Annotated in this window: 12 protein-coding genes and 1 pseudogene; 3 read left to right on the top strand and 10 right to left on the bottom strand. The window is 71.2% G+C overall.

The genetic code is table 11. The annotated features are described in order from the left end of the window. Window position 1: 1 nt before the first annotated feature. Together smc and AA23TX_RS24925 are read right to left on the bottom strand one after the other, a co-directional pair. Window positions 2-3604 carry a chromosome segregation protein SMC gene (smc, locus tag AA23TX_RS24930; RefSeq protein ID WP_155545269.1) on the bottom strand — a complete coding sequence of 1201 codons (3603 nt, stop codon included), beginning with the start codon at window positions 3602-3604 and terminating at the stop codon, window positions 2-4. A 169-nt stretch (window positions 3605-3773) separates the two neighbouring features. Further along, entirely contained in the window at window positions 3774-4061 is a 288-nt protein-coding gene (locus AA23TX_RS24925) for an acylphosphatase (RefSeq protein WP_155545268.1), read from the bottom strand. Between the two features lie 221 nt (window positions 4062-4282). Here AA23TX_RS24925 and AA23TX_RS24920 point away from each other — a divergent pair, with 221 nt between their 5' ends. Beyond that, a complete protein-coding gene (locus AA23TX_RS24920; protein ID WP_155545267.1) occupies window positions 4283-4870 on the top strand; it encodes a hypothetical protein in 588 nt (195 codons plus the stop codon). Window positions 4871-4921: 51 nt separating this feature from the next. Here the strand turns inward: AA23TX_RS24920 and AA23TX_RS24915 are convergent, their stop codons facing one another. Next, window positions 4922-5563, bottom strand: coding sequence for a TetR/AcrR family transcriptional regulator (locus AA23TX_RS24915; RefSeq protein WP_155545266.1), 642 nt, complete (start codon window positions 5561-5563; stop codon window positions 4922-4924). A 65-nt stretch (window positions 5564-5628) separates the two neighbouring features. Between AA23TX_RS24915 and AA23TX_RS24910 the strand changes: the two are divergent. Then, window positions 5629-6767, top strand: a pseudogene (locus AA23TX_RS24910) (acyl-CoA dehydrogenase family protein). A 36-nt stretch (window positions 6768-6803) separates the two neighbouring features. Here the strand turns inward: AA23TX_RS24910 and AA23TX_RS24905 are convergent. From AA23TX_RS24905 to kdpF, 7 genes are read right to left on the bottom strand one after another with little or no spacing between them, the layout of a single operon-like run. Continuing rightward, window positions 6804-7034 (bottom strand): hypothetical protein, encoded by a 231-nt coding sequence (locus AA23TX_RS24905; RefSeq protein ID WP_155545265.1) that lies wholly within the window; start codon window positions 7032-7034, stop codon window positions 6804-6806. A gap of 21 nt (window positions 7035-7055) precedes the next feature. Continuing rightward, window positions 7056-7754: a response regulator gene (locus AA23TX_RS24900; RefSeq protein ID WP_155545264.1), complete on the bottom strand. Its 699-nt coding sequence runs from the start codon at window positions 7752-7754 to the stop codon at window positions 7056-7058. Further along, window positions 7751-10279, bottom strand: coding sequence for a sensor histidine kinase (locus AA23TX_RS24895; protein ID WP_155545263.1), 2529 nt, complete (start codon window positions 10277-10279; stop codon window positions 7751-7753). The genes AA23TX_RS24900 and AA23TX_RS24895 overlap by 4 nt, the downstream gene beginning before the upstream one ends. A 4-nt stretch (window positions 10280-10283) precedes the next feature. Further along, a complete protein-coding gene (locus AA23TX_RS24890) occupies window positions 10284-10895 on the bottom strand; it encodes a potassium-transporting ATPase subunit C (protein ID WP_155545262.1) in 612 nt (203 codons plus the stop codon). A gap of 5 nt (window positions 10896-10900) precedes the next feature. Continuing rightward, a complete protein-coding gene (gene kdpB, locus AA23TX_RS24885) occupies window positions 10901-12952 on the bottom strand; it encodes a potassium-transporting ATPase subunit KdpB (protein ID WP_155545261.1) in 2052 nt (683 codons plus the stop codon). After that, complete coding sequence (kdpA, locus tag AA23TX_RS24880) at window positions 12949-14610, bottom strand: potassium-transporting ATPase subunit KdpA (protein WP_155545260.1); 1662 nt, start codon at window positions 14608-14610, stop codon at window positions 12949-12951. The genes kdpB and kdpA overlap by 4 nt, the downstream gene beginning before the upstream one ends. Then, the gene (gene kdpF / locus AA23TX_RS24875; protein WP_155545259.1) at window positions 14610-14711 is read right to left on the bottom strand and encodes a K(+)-transporting ATPase subunit F; all 102 of its coding nucleotides are present in this window, start codon (window positions 14709-14711) and stop codon (window positions 14610-14612) included. Before kdpF ends, kdpA begins: the two co-directional genes overlap by 1 nt. A gap of 398 nt (window positions 14712-15109) precedes the next feature. Here kdpF and asnB point away from each other — a divergent pair, with 398 nt between their 5' ends. After that, window positions 15110-16951 carry an asparagine synthase (glutamine-hydrolyzing) gene (gene asnB / locus AA23TX_RS24870; RefSeq protein WP_155545258.1) on the top strand — a complete coding sequence of 614 codons (1842 nt, stop codon included), beginning with the start codon at window positions 15110-15112 and terminating at the stop codon, window positions 16949-16951. Window positions 16952-16959: the final 8 nt, after the last annotated feature.

Here is a 16959-nt window from a genome sequence, read left to right as displayed (position 1 = left end):
GTCAGCCGACCGCGACCGGCTCGTCGTCGGCCGTGCGCAGGCGCTGCGAGATCACCTTCGTGATGCCGTCGCCCTGCATGCTCACGCCGTAGAGCGCGTCGGCGATCTCCATCGTCGGCTTCTGGTGGGTGATGATGATCAGCTGCGACGAGTCGCGCAGCTGCTCCAGGAGCCCGATCAGCCGGCGCATGTTGGTGTCGTCCAGCGCGGCCTCGACCTCGTCCATCACGTAGAAGGGTGACGGCCGGGCGCGGAAGATCGCGACCAGCATGCCCACCGCGACCAGCGACTTCTCGCCACCGGACAGCAGCGAAAGCCGCTTGACCTTCTTGCCCGGCGGGCGCGCTTCGACGTCGACGCCGGTGCTCAGCAGGTCGTCCGGCTCGGTCAGGACCATCCGGCCCTCGCCGCCGGGGAACAGCACGCTGAACACCGTCTCGAACTCGCGGGCCACGTCCGCGTAGGCCCCGGCGAAGACCTCGAGGATCTTCTCGTCGACCTGCTTGATGACCGCCTCGAGGTCCTTGCGCGTGTCCTTGAGGTCCTCCAGCTGCGTGGAGAGGAACTTGTACCGCTCCTCCAGCGCCGCGAACTCCTCGAGCGCCAGCGGGTTCACCTTGCCCAGCAACGACAAGTCCTTCTCGGCGCGCTTGGCGCGGCGAGCCTGGGTGTCGCGGTCGTAGGGCATCGGCGGCGGCGGGGTGACGTCCTCGCCGCGGTCCTTGGCCGCCTCGTACTCGGCCATCTCGCCCGCGCTCGGCGGGACCGGGACGTCCGGGCCGTACTCCTGCACCAGTTCCGTGAGCCCGATGCCGAAGTCCTCGGCGATCTTGGCTTCCAGGGTCTCCAGCCGGAGCCGCTGCTCGGCGCGCAGGACCTCGTCGCGGTGGACGGCGTCGGTCAGCTTCTCCAGCTCGCCGGTCAGCTCGCGGACCTTGGCGCGGACGCCGGTCAGCGCGGCCTCGCGGCTCTGGCGGCGGGCCTGGACCTGGTCGCGCTCGGCAGCCGCGCGCTGGACCGACTGCTCGATGCGGTCCAGGGCGATCTCGCCGCCGTTGACGACGGCGTTGGCGATCTCGGCGCCGCGCTTGCGGTTCGCGGCCGCGCGCTCGGCGCGTTCGCGGGCCTGCTGCTCGGCGTGCGCGGCGCGGCGGAGGCCCTCGGCCTTGCCCGCGATGCTGCGCGCCCGCTCTTCGGCGGTGCGCTGCGCGAGCCGCGCTTCCATCTCTTCCTGCCGGACGACGGCCAGCTCTTCGACGGCGGCGTCGCGCTCGGCGGTGTCCGGGTCGTCCTCGACGGGCTGCTCGGCGACGGCGGCGAGCCGTTCCTCCAGCTCGGCGAGCTGGGCCAGGGCCTGCTCGCGGCTCTGCTCGACCTTCGCGCGCTGGCCGCTGAAGCGTTCGACCTCGGCCTGGGCCTGGCGGGCCGCCTGCTGCAGCCGGCTGAGCCGCTCCGACGAGCGTGCCTTGCGCACCTTGGCCTCGCCGAGGGCGTCCTTGGCCTGGGAAACCTCTTCGCGACGCGCTTGCTGCTCGGCGCGGGCGCCTTCCAGCTCGGCCGCGTAGCGCTCCAGCGAGCGTTCGGCCGTGCGCAGCCGCTCCCCGGCCTCGTCGACGGCCGCCTGGACCTCGATGACGCTCTCGCGCTTGCCCGAGCCGCCGATCGCCCAGCGGGCGCCGAAGACGTCGCCCTCGGCCGTGACCGCCCGGACCTCCGGGTGCACGGCGACCAGGTGGCGCGCCGACTCGAGGTCGCGGACCAGGGCGAGCTTGTCGAGGGCCTGCTCGACGGCGGGCCGCAGCTGCGCCGGCGCCGTGACGACCTCGCGGGCCCAGCGCGCGCCGTCCGGCAGCGACGGCCACGAGTACGTGTCCACAGTGGACTCAGGCCCGCCGAGCAGGATGCCCGCGCGGCCGGAGTCGGTGTCCTTCAAGTACTTCAGGGCGCGCAGGGCGTCCTCGCCGCCGGTGACGGCGACCGCGTCGGCCACCGGGCCGAGTGCCGCGGCCAGCGCGACCTCGTAGCCCGGCTCGACGGTCAGCAGCGCGGCGACCGAGCCGAGCAGGCCCGGCAGCTCGTGGGACGCGCCGAGCAGCGCGCCCGCGCCGTCCTTGCGCCGCAGGCCCATCGACAGCGCCTCGACGCGCGCCTTCTCGGACGCGATCTCGCGCTCGGCGGCGCGTTCGGCCTTGACCAGCTCTTCGACGCGCGCCTTGGCCGCGTTGTTGGCCTCGACCGCGCGGTCGTGGCGGTCCATCAGGCCGGAGTCGTCGGACTCCTCGACGCCGCCTTCCGCCTTCGCTACTTCGAGCTCTTCGACGGCGATCTCGGCGCGTTCCGCGGACTCCTCGAGGGAGACGCTGAGGCGGTCGATCTCGTCGGAGGTGGCGCCGTTCTTGCTGCGCAGCGCCTCGACCTGGCCGGTCAGCTTGGCCATGCCCTCGCGGCGGTCGGCGATCGCGCGGACGGCGGCCCAGTGCGCGCGCTCGGCGGCCTGGACGCGCTGTTCGAGGTCTTCGCGCCGGAGGACGGTCTGGGCGAGCAGCTCCCGGGCCTCCATGACGGCCTCGTTGAGCTCCTCTTCCTGCTCGGCGACGCGCTCGGCCTCTTCGAGGAGCTCTTCGGGATCACGGCCGCCGGTCGACGTCGAGACGTCGGCCGACAGGTGGCGCTGCCGCTCGATGGCCAGCCGGACGGTGCCGCGCAGGCGCTCGGCCAGCGCGGAGAGCTTGTACCAGGTTTCCTGGGCGGTCTGCAGCAGCGGCGCGTCCTCGGCGAGCGACGACTCCAGCTCGGTCTCCTCGGCGGAGACGATCTCGAGGGTCTGCTCGACCTCGGCGCGGCGCTGGCGGGCGGTCTTCTCGTCGGCCTCGTCGCGGGAGATCGCGCTGCGCTGGGTGACCAGGTCGTCGGCGAGCAGGCGCAGGCGGGAGTCGCGCAGCTCGGACTGGACGGCCTGGGCCCGCCGGGCGATCTCGGCCTGCTTGCCCAGCGGCTTGAGCTGGCGGCGCAGCTCGGTGGTGAGGTCGCCGAGGCGGTCGAGGTTGCCCTGCATGTTGGCCAGCTTGCGCAGGGTCTGTTCCTTGCGCTTGCGGTGCTTGAGGACGCCGGCGGCCTCTTCGATGAAGGCGCGGCGCTCTTCGGGCTTGGATTCAAGGATCGCCGAGAGCTGGCCCTGCCCGACGATGACGTGCATCTCGCGGCCGATGCCGGAGTCCGACAGCAGTTCCTGGACGTCCATCAGGCGGCAGCGGTCGCCGTTGATCTCGTACTCGCTGGCGCCGTCGCGGAACATCCGGCGGGTGATCGACACCTCGGCGTACTCGATGGGGAGCGCGCCGTCGGCGTTGTCGATGGTGAGGGTGACCTCGGCGCGGCCGAGCGGGGCGCGGCCCGCGGTGCCGGCGAAGATGACGTCCTCCATCTTGCCGCCGCGCAGGTCCTTGGCGCCCTGGGTGCCCATGACCCAGCGCAGGGCGTCCAGCACGTTGGACTTGCCCGAGCCGTTCGGCCCGACAACGCAGGTGATGCCCGGCTCGAAGCGCAGCGTGGTGGCCGAGGCGAAGGACTTGAAGCCCTTGAGCGTCAGGCTTTTCAGGTGCACTGGGTGCTGACCCCTCTGGCTGCCGGTACTGGCGATTCAATCGTCCCAGGCTACCCGGGGGTCCCCACGGGCCGCCGGACGCGCCCCCTCATCGGCGCGCCTTAGCACATCCTCGGAGGTCACAGCAACCTCCTGCGCCACACCCGCCCCGGAAGTACCAAGGCCCGCGTCAGCGTTCCAGGAAGCCGCTGAGTCCCCCTTTCGGGTCGGACCAGCGCTCGACAACGGTCTCCACACTTCCGGGTGATTCTCCCGACCGCAGGATGGCCAGCAACCGCTCACAGTGGTCTCGATCACCCTCCGCTATGACCTCGACACGCCCGTCGGGCATGTTGCGAGCACTGCCCACCAGGCCGAGCTCGAGCGCCCTGCTGCGGGTCCACCAGCGGAAACCGACCCCCTGGACCCGGCCGCGCACCCACGCCGTCAATCGTGTGTTCGTTTGTTGCTCACTCACGCTTTCATCCTTTCCGGACACATCGACTGCGCACAGTGATCACGCAGGCTCACTACCTGGCCGAATAGGGCACCGACGGTGATAGCCTCGCCGCCGAGGTCGTCCTCCCGGGTTCCCCCGCCCGGGGAAGCAGTGATCGATTCACGACCTCCCACCGCGCCTCCCGACCCCCCGAGGAGCCTGCAATGCCCCGCCCCGACGGGTCCGCATCGAGCTCGCACGTGACCAGGATCGACACCGCCCCGCCGAAGAGCAGCAAACCGAACCGCACCGGGTACGTCGTGCTCGGGGTGGCCGGGCTGGTCGTCGCGACCGCGTTCGCCGCGGTCGCCGAGCTCGCCGGCCCCGACCCCGCCACCACCGCGGGCGGCCCCGGCGGCATCGGCGGCCAGGGCACCTCGCAGGCCGGCCTGCAGACGGCGTCGAACACCCCCTCGTCGGCGGGCCCGTCGACCGTCGGCGCGCCGACGTCGCCGACGTCGTCGGCCGCCCCGTCGATCGCGCCGAGCACGGTCGTGTCGGTCAGCCCGGACGGCAAGACCACGACCACGGTGGTCACCCACGCCGACCCGCCCCCGCCGCCCCGCGACGACACGGGCAACCCGCCCCCGGTGACGACGCCGAAGACCACGCCCCCGACGACGCCCAAGACGACGCCGCCGACCACGACACCGGATCCCACGACCACGCCCCCGACGACGACGCCGTCGCCGACCGGTGGAGGCGGGACCAGCACCGCGGGTTCGCCGTCGCCGACCGGGACCGGCACGTCCTCGACGACGGGCGGCAGCACCACGCACGCGCAGTAGCGACAAGGGCAGCCCCGGAGGCCACCGCCGCGGCGGTGGCCTCCGGCATGTCTAGACCAGGACCGCGGCGACGATCGCGTCGCGCAGGAACTGGCCGTAGCGCTCCGGCGGCCACCCGCGCTCCAGGCACAGCAGCTCGTACTGCTCCGGACCGTGGTAGGTCCACAGGACGTCGCGGACGTCGTCGGCGGCCAGGCCGGGCTTGACCTGCCCGGTGGCGAGCAGGTCCGCCGCGAAGTACGTCATCGCCGTCAGCGTTTCGCGGCGCATCTGCCTCCAGACCTCGGCGGCCGCGGGGTCGGCGGCGGCCGCGTCGCGGGCGAGCAGCTGCACCGGCGTCACCGCCGGGGCGACCGCGGCGAGGTGCTCGAGGTACATCCCGATCTTCCGGGCGGCGTCCGGCTCGGCCTGGATCGCGGCGATGAAGTCGCGGCCGGCTATGGGGACGTCCTCGTCGTCGCCGGCGAGGGTGACGTCGAAGACGGCCTTGAGCAGGGTCGCCTTGTTCGCGAACGCCTTGTAGACGGTCTGGACCGCGACCCCCGCGACCTTCGCGACCTCGGGCATCGCGGTGCCCGCGTACCCCTTCTCGCGGAAGAGGCCCGACGCCGCCGTCAGGATCCGGCGGCGGTTCTCCCGCGCCTGCTCCTGACGCCGGGACGTGTCGTACCGGCGCTTGACAGGGTCGGACATTTGAGTAGAGACTCCTCTATCTAATAGTCGTCCATCTATCGTGACACCCCGAGGGGGCGCTGACCATGATGGGACAAGCCACCACCGACGCCGTGACCGCCGCGCGGGAGCTCGCGCCCGAGCTGAGCGCGCGGGCCGTGGAAGCCGAACAGCTGCGGACGCTGCCGCGCGACCTCGTCGAGCGGGCGCGGGCCGCCGAGCTCTTCCGCCTCGCGACACCGCGGGCGCTCGGCGGGCTGGAGCTGCCGCCCGCCGAGATCGTCGAGGTGGTCGAGGAGCTCTGCCGCGCGGACGGCTCCGCCGGCTGGACGATCATGATCGGCAACGGCTCGGCGTTCCTCGCCTGGCTCGATCCGGCCGCGGCGACCGAGCTGACCGCGGCCGTCCCGGACCCGATCGGCGGCGGCGTGTTCGCGCCGATGGGCCGGCTGACCAGCGACGGCGACGGCAAGTTCGGGCTCACCGGGCGCTGGGCGTTCTGCAGTGGCAGCCCGCACGCGGACCTGTTCTTCGGCGGCGCCTTCGCCGACGGCGACCCCCGCGACTGGCGGCTGGCCTTCGTCCCCGCCGCCGGGGTGCGGGTGCTCGACAACTGGGACGTAACCGGCCTGCGCGGCACCGGCAGCCACGACGTCGAGATCGAGGCGGTCGTGCGCGCGGAGCACACCGCGTCCCCGTTCACGAACCCGGCGCGCCACGAGGGGCCGCTGTGGCGGTTCCCGTTCTTCACCCTGGTGGGCACGATGATGGCGGGCGTCCCGCTCGGCATCGCGCGCCGGGCGCTGGACGAGTTCACGATGTTCGCGCCGGCGAAGTTCCGCCCGCCGGGCCCGGGCCCGATCGCCGAGGACGGCGACGTCCAGATCGCCCTGACCCGCGCCGAAGGCCAGCTGCGCTCCGCACGGGCGTTCGTCTTCGACGCGCTCGGCGAGCTGTGGGAGACGGCGTGCGCCGGCGACGTCCCGGACGTGGCTCGGCGGGGGCAGTTCCTGCTGGCGACCCAGCAGGCGATGCAGGCGTCGCTGAACGCGGTGACCACGGCGTTCGGTTTCGCGGGGGCGGGGCGCTGCACGCGGACCAGCCACTGCAGCGCTGCTTCCGCGACCTCCACGCGGCTTCCCAGCACATCTACTTCTCGGCGGCGGCTTCGAAGCGGTACGCGAAGCTGCGGTTCGGAATCGAGCAGCCCACCTTCTGGTTCTAGCCACGGGGGTTCGCCGCTTCCCCCCGGTCACCGGGACTAGCCGTCGCGCCGGAGGCGGTGGGCGAACAACCTCCACAGGTACACCGTCAACAGGACTCCGGCGCCCGCGGCCGCGATGCGCAACCACCTCGCCCAGCCCACCTCGACGCCGTCGAAGGCCGTGAGGATCCAGCCGAACGCCCCGAAGGTCGCCCCCACCGCCAGCGTCAGCACGATCACCGGCGGGATGCGCTCACCGCCGAGCAGCCACGTCTTCGACCCGTCCATGGACGTGGGGTACCCAGCGGGTCAGACCTCGAAGCGGTAACCCATGCCCGGTTCGGTGAGCAGGTGCCGGGGCCGCGACGGCTCCGGCTCCAGCTTGCGCCGCAGCTGGGCCAGGTACACCCGCAGGTAGTGGGACTCCCGCTCGTAGGACGGCCCCCACACCTCGTGCAGCAGCTGCTTCTGCGCCACCAGCCGCCCGCGGTTGCGCACCAGCAGCTCCAGCACGCCCCACTCGGTCTTCGTCAGGTGGACTTCGTCGCCGTCGCTCAGGCGGACCTTCTTCGCGGCCAGGTCGACACTGAACGACGCCGTCTCCACCACCGCGTCCACGTCGTCCGCGCCCGTCACCGCCGAGCGGCGGACCGCCGCCCGCAACCGGGCCAGCAGCTCGTCCATGCCGAACGGCTTGGTGACGTAGTCGTCCGCGCCCGCGTCCAGGGCCTGGACCTTGTCGGCCGAGTCGCCGCGGGCGGACAGCACGATGATCGGGACCGTCGTCCAGCCGCGCAAGCCGGCGATCACCTCCGTGCCGTCCAGGTCCGGCAGCCCCAGGTCGAGCACCACGACGTCCGGCTTGGTCTCGGCCACCGCTTTCAAGGCGGCCGTGCCGTCGTGCGCGGTGATCACCTTGTAGCCGCGGGCGTTCAGGTTGATCCGCAGCGCCCGCACGATCTGCGGCTCGTCGTCGACCACCAGCACGGTGGCGCCCAGGTCGTTCATCGCACCTCCTCGAACGTGACGCTGTGCTCCGGCAAGGAGATCACGACCGTGAGGCCGCCGCCCGGCGTGTCCTCGGCGCGGATCGTCCCGCCCATCGCTTCGGTGAACCCCTTCGCCACGGACAGGCCGAGCCCGACGCCCGGCGTCGTGTCCCGGTCACCGCCGAGACGCTGGAAGGGCGCGAACGCCGAGTCCGCGGTCCCCTTGCGCAGGCCCTTGCCGTGGTCGACGATCCGCAGCTCGACGTGCCCGGAGTGCGCGCTGGCCCGCGCCGACACCGGCGCCCCGCCGTGCCGCAGGGCGTTGTCCAGCACGTTCGCGACCACGCGTTCCAGCAGGCCGGGGTCGGCGAGGACCGCCGGGAGCTGGTCGTCCACGGCCACCCGCACCGCGTCCGAGGAGTCCACATTGGACAAAGCGTGCGCGACGACCTCGTCGTAGCCGACCGGACGCAGGAGCGGCTGCACCGCCCCGGTGGCCAGGCGCGACGAGTCGAGGAGGTTGTCGATCAGCCCGGCCAGCCGGTCGGCCGACAGCTCGATGGCCTCCATCAGCTCGGCGGTGTCCTCTTCGGACAGCCGCAGATCCGGCGCGCGCAGGCTGCCAATCGACGCCTTGATCGACGTCAGCGGCGTGCGCAGGTCGTGTCCGACGGCCGACAGCAGCGTCGTGCGCAGCTCGGTCGCCTCCGCCTTGCGCTCGGCGCGCGCCGCGGCGGCGGCCGCCCGCTGCTGGCGCAGGGCGAGCAACGCCTGCCCGGCCACGGCTTCCAGCACCCGCCGGTCGGCCGCCGGCAGAGCACGCCCGCGCAGGGTCAGGTGGACGTCGGCGGTGACGGCGATGTCCACGTCGGCCTCGTCCGGGTCGGCGCACGGGTGCTCCCCCGCGACCGCCACGCGATGCCAGTCGCCTTCCTGCTTCTCCAGCAGCGTCACCGACGTCAGCGCGAAGTTCTCGCGGACCTTCTCCAACAACCGTTCGATGGGGTTGGTGTGGGTGAGCACGGTCCGGGCGTAGGAGGCGAGCAGCGCCGCCTCGGTCCGCGCCCGCGCCGCCTGGGTGGCCCGGCGCGCGGCCTGGTCGACGACCAGCGCGACGAGCACCGCGACCACGACCATCGCGATCAGCGTCACCAGGTTCTGCGGGGTGTGCACGTTGAGCGTGTACAGCGGCGGCGTGAAGAAGAAGTTGAGCAGCCCGGCGCCGAGCACGGCCGCGACCAGCGCCGGTCCGAGGCCGCCGACCAGCGCCACGACCACGGTCGCCAGCACGTAGGAGATGACGTCGGTGGCGAAGTCCAGCCCGGACGGGATGAAGAACCCGACGACGGTCACCAGCACCGGCAGGACGACGCTGAGCACCCAGCCCGCGACCAGCCGCGAGAACCCCAGCGGGCTCGCGCTCAGCCGCGCCCGCAAGCGCCCGCCAGCCTCGGCGTGGGTGACCATGTGGACGTCGATCGGCCCCGACTGCCGGACCACGCCGGCCCCGATCCCCTCGTCGAACAGCCGCGCCACGCGCGAGCGCCGCGAAGTGCCGATCACCAGCTGGGTTGCGTTCACGCCGCGCGCGAAGTCCAGCAGCGCGGTCGGCACGTCGTCGCCGACGACGGTGTGGAAGGTCGCGCCGACCTCTTCGGCCAGCGTCCGGCAGCGGGCGATCGCGGCCGGGCCGAGCCCGGACAGGCCGTCGCCGCGCAGGATGTGGACGACCTGCAGCTCGGCGCCGGCCCGGGTGGCGATCCGGCTGGCGCGGCGGATGAGCGTCTCGCTCTCCGCGCCGCCGGTGATGGAGACGACGACGCGTTCGCGCGCCTCCCACGTGTCGGTGATCCGCTGCTCGGCGCGGTAGCGCTGCAGGGCGACGTCGACCTGGTCTGCCACCCAGAGCAGCGCCAGCTCGCGCAGCGCGGTGAGGTTGCCGGGGCGGAAGTAGTTGCCGAGCGCGGCGTCGATCCGCTCGGCCGGGTAGACGTTGCCGTGGGCGAGCCGCCGCCGCAGCGCCTCCGGGGTGATGTCGACCAGCTCGAGCTGCTCGGCGCGGCGGACGACCTCGTCCGGCACGGTCTCCTGCTGGGTGACGCCGGTGATGCGCTCGACGACGTCGTTGAGGCTCTGCAGGTGCTGCACGTTGACCGTCGACAGCACGTCGATCCCGGCCTCCAGGAGCTGCTCGACGTCCTGCCAGCGCTTGGCGTTGCGCGAGCCCGGCACGTTCGTGTGGGCCAGCTCGTCGACGACGGCGACCTCCGGGGCCCGCGCGAGGATCGCGTCGAGGTCCATCTCGTCGAACTCGCGGCCGCGGTGATCGGCGTGCCGCCGCGGCACCGTCTCCAAGCCGTCCAGGAGCACCGCGGTCTTCTCGCGGCCGTGCGTCTCGACCAGCCCGACGACGACGTCGGTGCCGCGGTCGAGCCGTCGCCGGGCTTCGCCGAGCATGGCGAAGGTCTTGCCGACCCCCGGAGCCGCGCCGAGGTAGATCCTCAGCTCCCCGCGGCGCGGCTTCGGGGCGTCTTCAGTGGTCACGCTGTCAGTGTGCCCCTCCGGCCGCGGCTTGCACGGCCAAGTTGAGCTGGAGCACATTCACGCCCGGGACCCCGATTCCCGCGCCGCTCGTGTTCGCTTCGATCAGCTGCTTCACCCGGTCGAGCGGCAAGCCGGTGACGCGCGCGACGCGCTGTGCTTGAAGATCGGCGTAGGCGACGCTGATCGCCGGGTCGAGGCCCGAACCGGACGCGGTGACGGCGTCCGGCGGTACCTGGCCGGGTGACACGCCTTCGCGCTTCGCGATGGCGTCCTTGCGCTCGCCGATGGTCTTCACGAGGTCCTCGTTGTACGGGCCCTTGTTGGACGCGCCGGACGTCGACGGGTCGCCGGGGCCGAGCGCGTCCTTCGAGAGCGCCGAGGGCCGGTTGTGGAACCACGGGTCGTGCGCGGGGTCGGCGGGCACCGGGTCGACGCCGATCAGCGACGACCCGACGGCCTGGCCGTTCTGCGTGACAACCGAGCCTTCGGCGTTGCCCTCCAGGCCGGGGATGCGGGCGATCGCCCAGACCGCGAGGGGGTAGAGCACACCGAGCAGGACGGTCAGCACGACCAGCACGCGCAGCCCGGCCCAGGTCTGCTTGACGAGAGTGTTCACGACATTCACCCGATTCCAGGGATGAGGCGCACGAGCAGGTCGATCAGCCAGATCCCGAGGAAGGGGCTGACGATGCCGCCGAGGCCGTAGACGAGCAGGTTGCGGCGCAGCAGGGCCGAGGCCGACGACGGCTTGTACCGCACGCCGCGCAGGGCCAGCGGGATGAGCACGACGATGATCAGCGCGTTGAAGATGACCGCGGAGAGGATCGCCGACTTCGGCGTGGCCAGGTGCATGATGTTGAGCGCGCCGAGCTGGGCGAAGATGCCGGTGAACATCGCGGGCAGGATCGCGAAGTACTTCGCGAGGTCGTTGGCGACGCTGAACGTGGTCAGCGCGCCGCGGGTGATCAGCAGCTGCTTGCCGATCTCGACGATCTCGATCAGCTTCGTCGGGTCGCTGTCGAGGTCGACCATGTTGCCGGCCTCCTTCGCGGCCGACGTGCCGGTGTTCATCGCGACACCGACGTCGGACTGCGCGAGCGCGGGCGCGTCGTTGGTGCCGTCGCCGGTCATCGCGACCAGGCGCCCGCCCTCCTGCTCCTGCTTGATGAGCGCCATCTTGTCTTCGGGCTTGGCCTCGGCGAGGTAGTCGTCGACCCCCGCGTCCGCGGCGATGGCCTTGGCGGTGAGCGGGTTGTCGCCGGTGATCATCACCGTCTTGATGCCCATCGCCCGCAGTTCCTTGAACCGCTCCTTCATGCCGGGCTTGACGACGTCCGACAGCCGGATCACCCCGCGCACCACGGTGTCCTCGGCGACGACCAGCGGCGTGCCGCCCTGGGCGCTGATCTCGTCGACCACGCGCTCGGTCTCGTCGGGGAACTCGCCGCCGTTGTCCCGCACCCACGCGCGGACCGCGGAAGCGGCGCCCTTGCGGATCCGGCGGCTGCCGACGTCGAGCCCCGACATCCGCGTCTGCGCGGTGAAGGGGACGAACTCGCCGTGCTCGTCCTGGCCGGCGTGGTCCGACGTCAGGTCGACGACACTGCGTCCCTCGGGGGTTTCGTCGGCCAGGCTGGCCAGCCGGGCGGCGCGCGCGAGTTCGTCCGGAGTGGACGATCCGACCGGGATCAGCTCGGTGGCCCGGCGGTTGCCGAAGGTGATCGTGCCGGTCTTGTCGAGCAGCAGCGTCGAGACGTCGCCGGCGGCCTCCACCGCACGGCCGCTGGTCGCGAGGACGTTGCGCTGCACCAGTCGGTCCATCCCGGCGATGCCGATGGCGGACAGCAGCGCGCCGATCGTCGTCGGGATCAGGCAGACCAAGAGCGCGGTCAGCACGATCACCGACTGCTCGCTGCCGGAGTAGCGGGCCATCGGCTGCAGCGCGACGACGGCGAGCAGGAAGATGATCGTCAACGTCGAGAGCAGGATGGTCAGCGCGATCTCGTTCGGCGTCTTCTGCCGCGAGGCGCCTTCCACCAACGCGATCATGCGGTCCACGAAGGACTCGCCGGGTTTGGTCGTGATCTTGACGACGACCCGGTCGCTCAGCACGGTCGTGCCGCCGGTGACGGCCGACCGGTCGCCGCCGGACTCGCGGATGACCGGGGCCGACTCGCCGGTGATGGCCGACTCGTCGACGGTCGCGATGCCCTCGACGACGTCGCCGTCACCCGGGATCACCTGACCGGCCTCGACGACGACCAGGTCGCCGATCTTCAGCTCGACGCCCGGTACCTGTTCTTCCGAGCCGCTCGCCGTGAGGCGGCGGGCGACGGTCTCCTTCTTCGACTTCCGCAGGCTTTCCGCCTGCGCCTTGCCCCGCCCTTCGGCGACGGCTTCGGCGAGGTTCGCGAAGAGGACCGTGAACCAGAGCCAGACGGCGATCAGGATGGTGAACACGCTCGGGTCGGTGACCGCGAAGACGGTGGTGAGCGCGGAACCCACCCACACCACGAACATCACCGGGTTGCCGAGCTGGTGCTTGGGGTTGAGCTTCCGGAAGGCGTCGGGCAGCGACGTCCAGAGCTGGCGTGGGCTGAACACCCCGGCGCCGACGCGTCCCGTGGTCTCGGTGGCGGGAGTCACCTGGGGTCGTTCTTCGGTGACGGTCATGCGAGTGCCTCCGCGATGGGCCCGAGCGCGAGCGCCGGGATGAAGGTGAGGGCCGCGACGAGCACCACCGTGCCGGTGAGCATGGTGGCGAACAGCGGCCCGGTGGTGGGCAGGGTGCCCGCGGTTTCGGGCACCTTGCGTTGCGCGGCCAGGGAACCGGCCAGGCAGAGCACGGCGAGGATCGGCACGAACCGGCCGATCGCCATGGCGACGCCGAACGACGACTGGAACCAGTCGCTCGTCGCGGTCAGGCCGCCGAACGCGCTGCCGTTGTTGTTGCCGGTGGACGCGTAGCCGTAGAGGATTTCGGACAGGCCGTGCGCGCCGCCGTTGCCGAGCGCGCCCGCCGTGTCCGGCAGCAGCAGCGCAATCCCGGAGCCGAGGAGCACCACGGTCGGCATCGCGAGCATCGCGATCGCCGCGGCGGTGACCTCGCGCTTGCCGAGCTTCTTGCCCAGGTACTCCGGCGTACGCCCGACCATCAGGCCGGCCAGGAACATCGCGATGATCGCCATGACCAGGATGCCGTAGAGGCCGGTGCCGACACCGCCGGGCGAGATCTCGCCGTAGAGCATGTTCAGCAACGGTCCCCCGCCGCCGAGGCCCGAGAGGCTGTCGTGAGCGCCGTTGATCGCGCCGGTCGACGTGCCGGTGGTCGTGTCGGCGAAGATCGACGTCAACCCGATGCCGAACCGCTGTTCCTTGCCTTCCATGCTCGCGCCCGCGGCCAGCGCCGCCGGGTTGTTCGCGTTCGCTTCGGAGAACCAGATGATCGCCAGCGACGCGGCCCACAGCAGGCTCATCACGGCGAGCAGGACGTACCCCTGCTTCGGCTTGCCGACCAGCTTGCCGAACGTGCGGGTCAGGCTGACCGGGATCACCAGGATCAGGAACAGCTCGATCAGGTTCGTCCAGGCGGTGGGGTTCTCGAAGGGGTGCGCGGAGTTGGCGTTGAGGATGCCGCCGCCGTTGGTGCCGAGTTCCTTGATGGCCTCCTGGCTCGCGGCCGGGGCGAGGGCGATCGTGCTCTGGCTGCCGTCCGGGTTCGTCACGGCGACACCGGCCTTGAGGCTCTGCACCACGCCGAGCGCGATCAGCACGATCGCGAAGACGAACGCCATCGGCAGCAGGACGCGGACCGTGCCGCGCGTGAGGTCCACCCAGAAGTTGCCGAGCCGGTCGGTCTTCGCCCGGACGAACCCGCGCGTCACCGCGATCGCCACGGCGAGGCCGACACCGGCGGACAGGAAGTTCTGCACGGTCAGCCCGGCCATCTGCACGAAGTGGCCCATGGTCGTCTCGGGGACGTAGGACTGCCAGTTCGTGTTGGTGACGAACGAAACCGCCGTGTTGAAGGCGACGCCGGGGCTCACCGAGCCGCGGCCCAGGCTCCACGGCAGCAGCGGCTGGAGTCGTTGCAGCAGGTAGAGCAGGACGACCGAGACGAACGAGAAGCCGAGCACGCCCGCGGCGTAGGTCGGCCACCGCTGCTCGGAGTCCGGGTTGACGCGGAAGAGCTTGTAGAGGCCCTTTTCGAGCTTCCAGTGCTTCTCGGTGGAGAAGACGCGCGCCAGGTAGTCGCCGAGCGGTTTGTAGACCACGGCGAGGGCGGCGAGGAGGAGGCCGAGCTGGATGAGCCCGGCCGTCGTGTCGGACATCAGAATTTCTCCGGCTTGATCAGCGCGACGAAGAGGTAGACGAGGAGGCCCAGCGCCAGCAGTCCGCCGACGACGTTGGCCACGGTTCCCGCGCCGCTCACAGCTTCTCCAGCCCGCGCAGCGCCAGCGCGAGCACCACGAACACGCCGATCATCAGGACGGCGTAGAGCAAGTCGGCCACAGGCACCTCTCAAGACGGGTCACCGGGTTCGGTGACCGGACGCGTTCACTCTGCGGCTGCGGGACCCCGTCCCGACCTGCGGCTGACGGCCTCTTGATGCGTTCCTGACACCCATTTACGCCGTCTTTATGGCCGGTGGCGGCCATCACGCAAACGTTTGCCGATTAATCACGGAATGCAGTGGGTTAGTGACTCACAACACAACGCGTGACCGAACAAGTGCGGAACGTGCAATTCGGGCAGACAAGATCTTCAGCCCGTGTTACACCTGTGTTACCGATAGTTGTATCGGCTAAGCAAATCTTGGGAGGGGTACACATGTGCGGTATCGCCGGCTGGGTTTCCTACGACGCCGACCTCACCCGCCGCCAGGACGTGGTCGACGCCATGACGGAGACCATGTCCTGCCGCGGCCCGGACGACGTCGGCACGTGGGTGCGCAAGCACGTCGCACTCGGCCACCGGCGGCTGGCCATCATCGACCTGCCCGGCGGCCGGCAGCCGATGTCCGTGCACACGCCGAACGGCGACGTCGCGATGGTCTACAGCGGTGAGACCTACAACTTCACCGAGCTGAAGGAAGAGCTGACGAAGCTCGGGCACCAGTGGGAGACCGACAGCGACACCGAGGTCGTCCTGCACGGCTACCTGCAGTGGGGCGACGAGGTCGTCGACCACCTCAACGGCATGTACGCCTTCGCGATCTGGGACGAGCGCGACGACCGGCTCGTCATGATCCGCGACCGGATGGGCATCAAGCCGTTCTACTACTACCCGACCCGCGACGGCGTCCTGTTCGGCTCCGAGCCGAAGGCCATCCTGGCCAACCCGCTGGCGAGCAAGGTGGTCGACACCGACGGCCTGCGCGAGCTGATGGCGTTCACCAAGCGCCCCGGCTGGTCGCTGTGGAAGGGCATGGAGGAGGTCCAGCCGGGCACGATCGTCACCGTGTCCCGGGAGGGCGTCCGCACCCGCACGTACTGGAAGCTGGACGCGAAGCAGCACACCGACGACCAGGAGACCACGGTCGCCCGCGTGCGCGAGCTGATGACCGACATCGTCCACCGCCAGCTGGTCGCGGACGTCCCGCGCTGCGTGCTGCTTTCGGGCGGCCTCGACTCCAGCGCCGTCACCGGCCTCGCCGCGCCCCACCTCGCCGAGCAGGGCGAGCGGCTGCGGACGTTCTCCGTCGACTTCTTCGGCCAGGAGGAGAACTTCAAGCCGGACGAGATGCGCGACACCGCGGACTCGCCGTACATCCGCGACGTCGCCGAGCTGGTCGGGTCCGCGCACCAGAACGTCATGCTCAACCCGGCCGAGCTGAGCGACCCGGCGGTGCGGCGCGCCGTGCTGAAGGCCCGCGACATCCCGGCCGGCCTCGGCGACATGGACACGTCGCTCTACCTGCTGTTCAAGGCGATCCGCGCCGAGTCGACGGTGGCATTGTCGGGCGAGTCGGCCGACGAGGTGTTCGGCGGCTACCGCTGGTTCCACGACGAGAAGGCCGTCAACGCGGACACGTTCCCGTGGCTGGCGTTCCGGACGTCGATGATGGACGACCGGTCGTCGCTGTACACGACCGAGCTGCGGCAGAAGCTGGACCTGGAGTCCTACATCGCGGACCAGTACGCGACCGCGGTCTCTTCGGTCGACCACCTGGACGGCGAGTCCGAGCGCGAGGCGCGGATGCGGACGATCTGCAACCTCCACCTGACCCGGTTCGTGCGGATGCTGCTCGACCGCAAGGACCGCGCGTCGATGGCGGTGGGCCTGGAGGTCCGCGTGCCGTTCTGCGACCACCGGCTGGTCGAGTACGTGTACAACACGCCGTGGTCGCTGAAGACGTTCGACGGCCGGGAGAAGAGCCTGCTTCGGCACGCCACGTCTCATGTCCTGCCGGAGTCGGTGGCCCAGCGGGTGAAGAGCCCGTACCCGTCGACGCAGGACCCGGGCTACGCGGCGGCGTTGCAGCAGCAGGTCAAGGAGGTCCTGGCGGAGCCGGGTCACTCGGTGTTCGGCCTGGTGGACAAGAACTGGGCGCACCGGGTGTCCGAAGTGGACCCGGCGACCATGAACCCGGCGGCGCGGGTCGGGCTGGACCGGCTGCTCGACCTGTACCACTGGATCGAGATGTACCAGCCGACGCTCGAACTGTCTTGACCTCAACC

Origin of the sequence: Amycolatopsis camponoti (genome assembly GCF_902497555.1) — a bacterium.
In the GTDB taxonomy this organism is placed as follows: domain Bacteria; phylum Actinomycetota; class Actinomycetes; order Mycobacteriales; family Pseudonocardiaceae; genus Amycolatopsis; species Amycolatopsis camponoti.
Note: the sequence above shows the minus strand (reverse complement) of the source record. Positions and strands in the feature narration are given on the sequence as shown.

Excerpts from the sequence above, each read along its gene's own strand:
- AA23TX_RS24915 (WP_155545266.1), bottom strand. The coding sequence starts at position 5,563 with ATGTCCGACCCTGTCAAGCGCCGGTACGACACGTCCCGGCGTCAGGAG.
- AA23TX_RS24905 (WP_155545265.1), bottom strand. The coding sequence starts at position 7,034 with ATGGACGGGTCGAAGACGTGGCTGCTCGGCGGTGAGCGCATCCCGCCG.
- AA23TX_RS24900 (WP_155545264.1), bottom strand. The coding sequence starts at position 7,754 with ATGAACGACCTGGGCGCCACCGTGCTGGTGGTCGACGACGAGCCGCAG.
- kdpB (WP_155545261.1), bottom strand. The coding sequence starts at position 12,952 with ATGACCGTCACCGAAGAACGACCCCAGGTGACTCCCGCCACCGAGACC.
- kdpA (WP_155545260.1), bottom strand. The coding sequence starts at position 14,610 with ATGTCCGACACGACGGCCGGGCTCATCCAGCTCGGCCTCCTCCTCGCC.
- asnB (WP_155545258.1), top strand. The coding sequence starts at position 15,110 with ATGTGCGGTATCGCCGGCTGGGTTTCCTACGACGCCGACCTCACCCGC.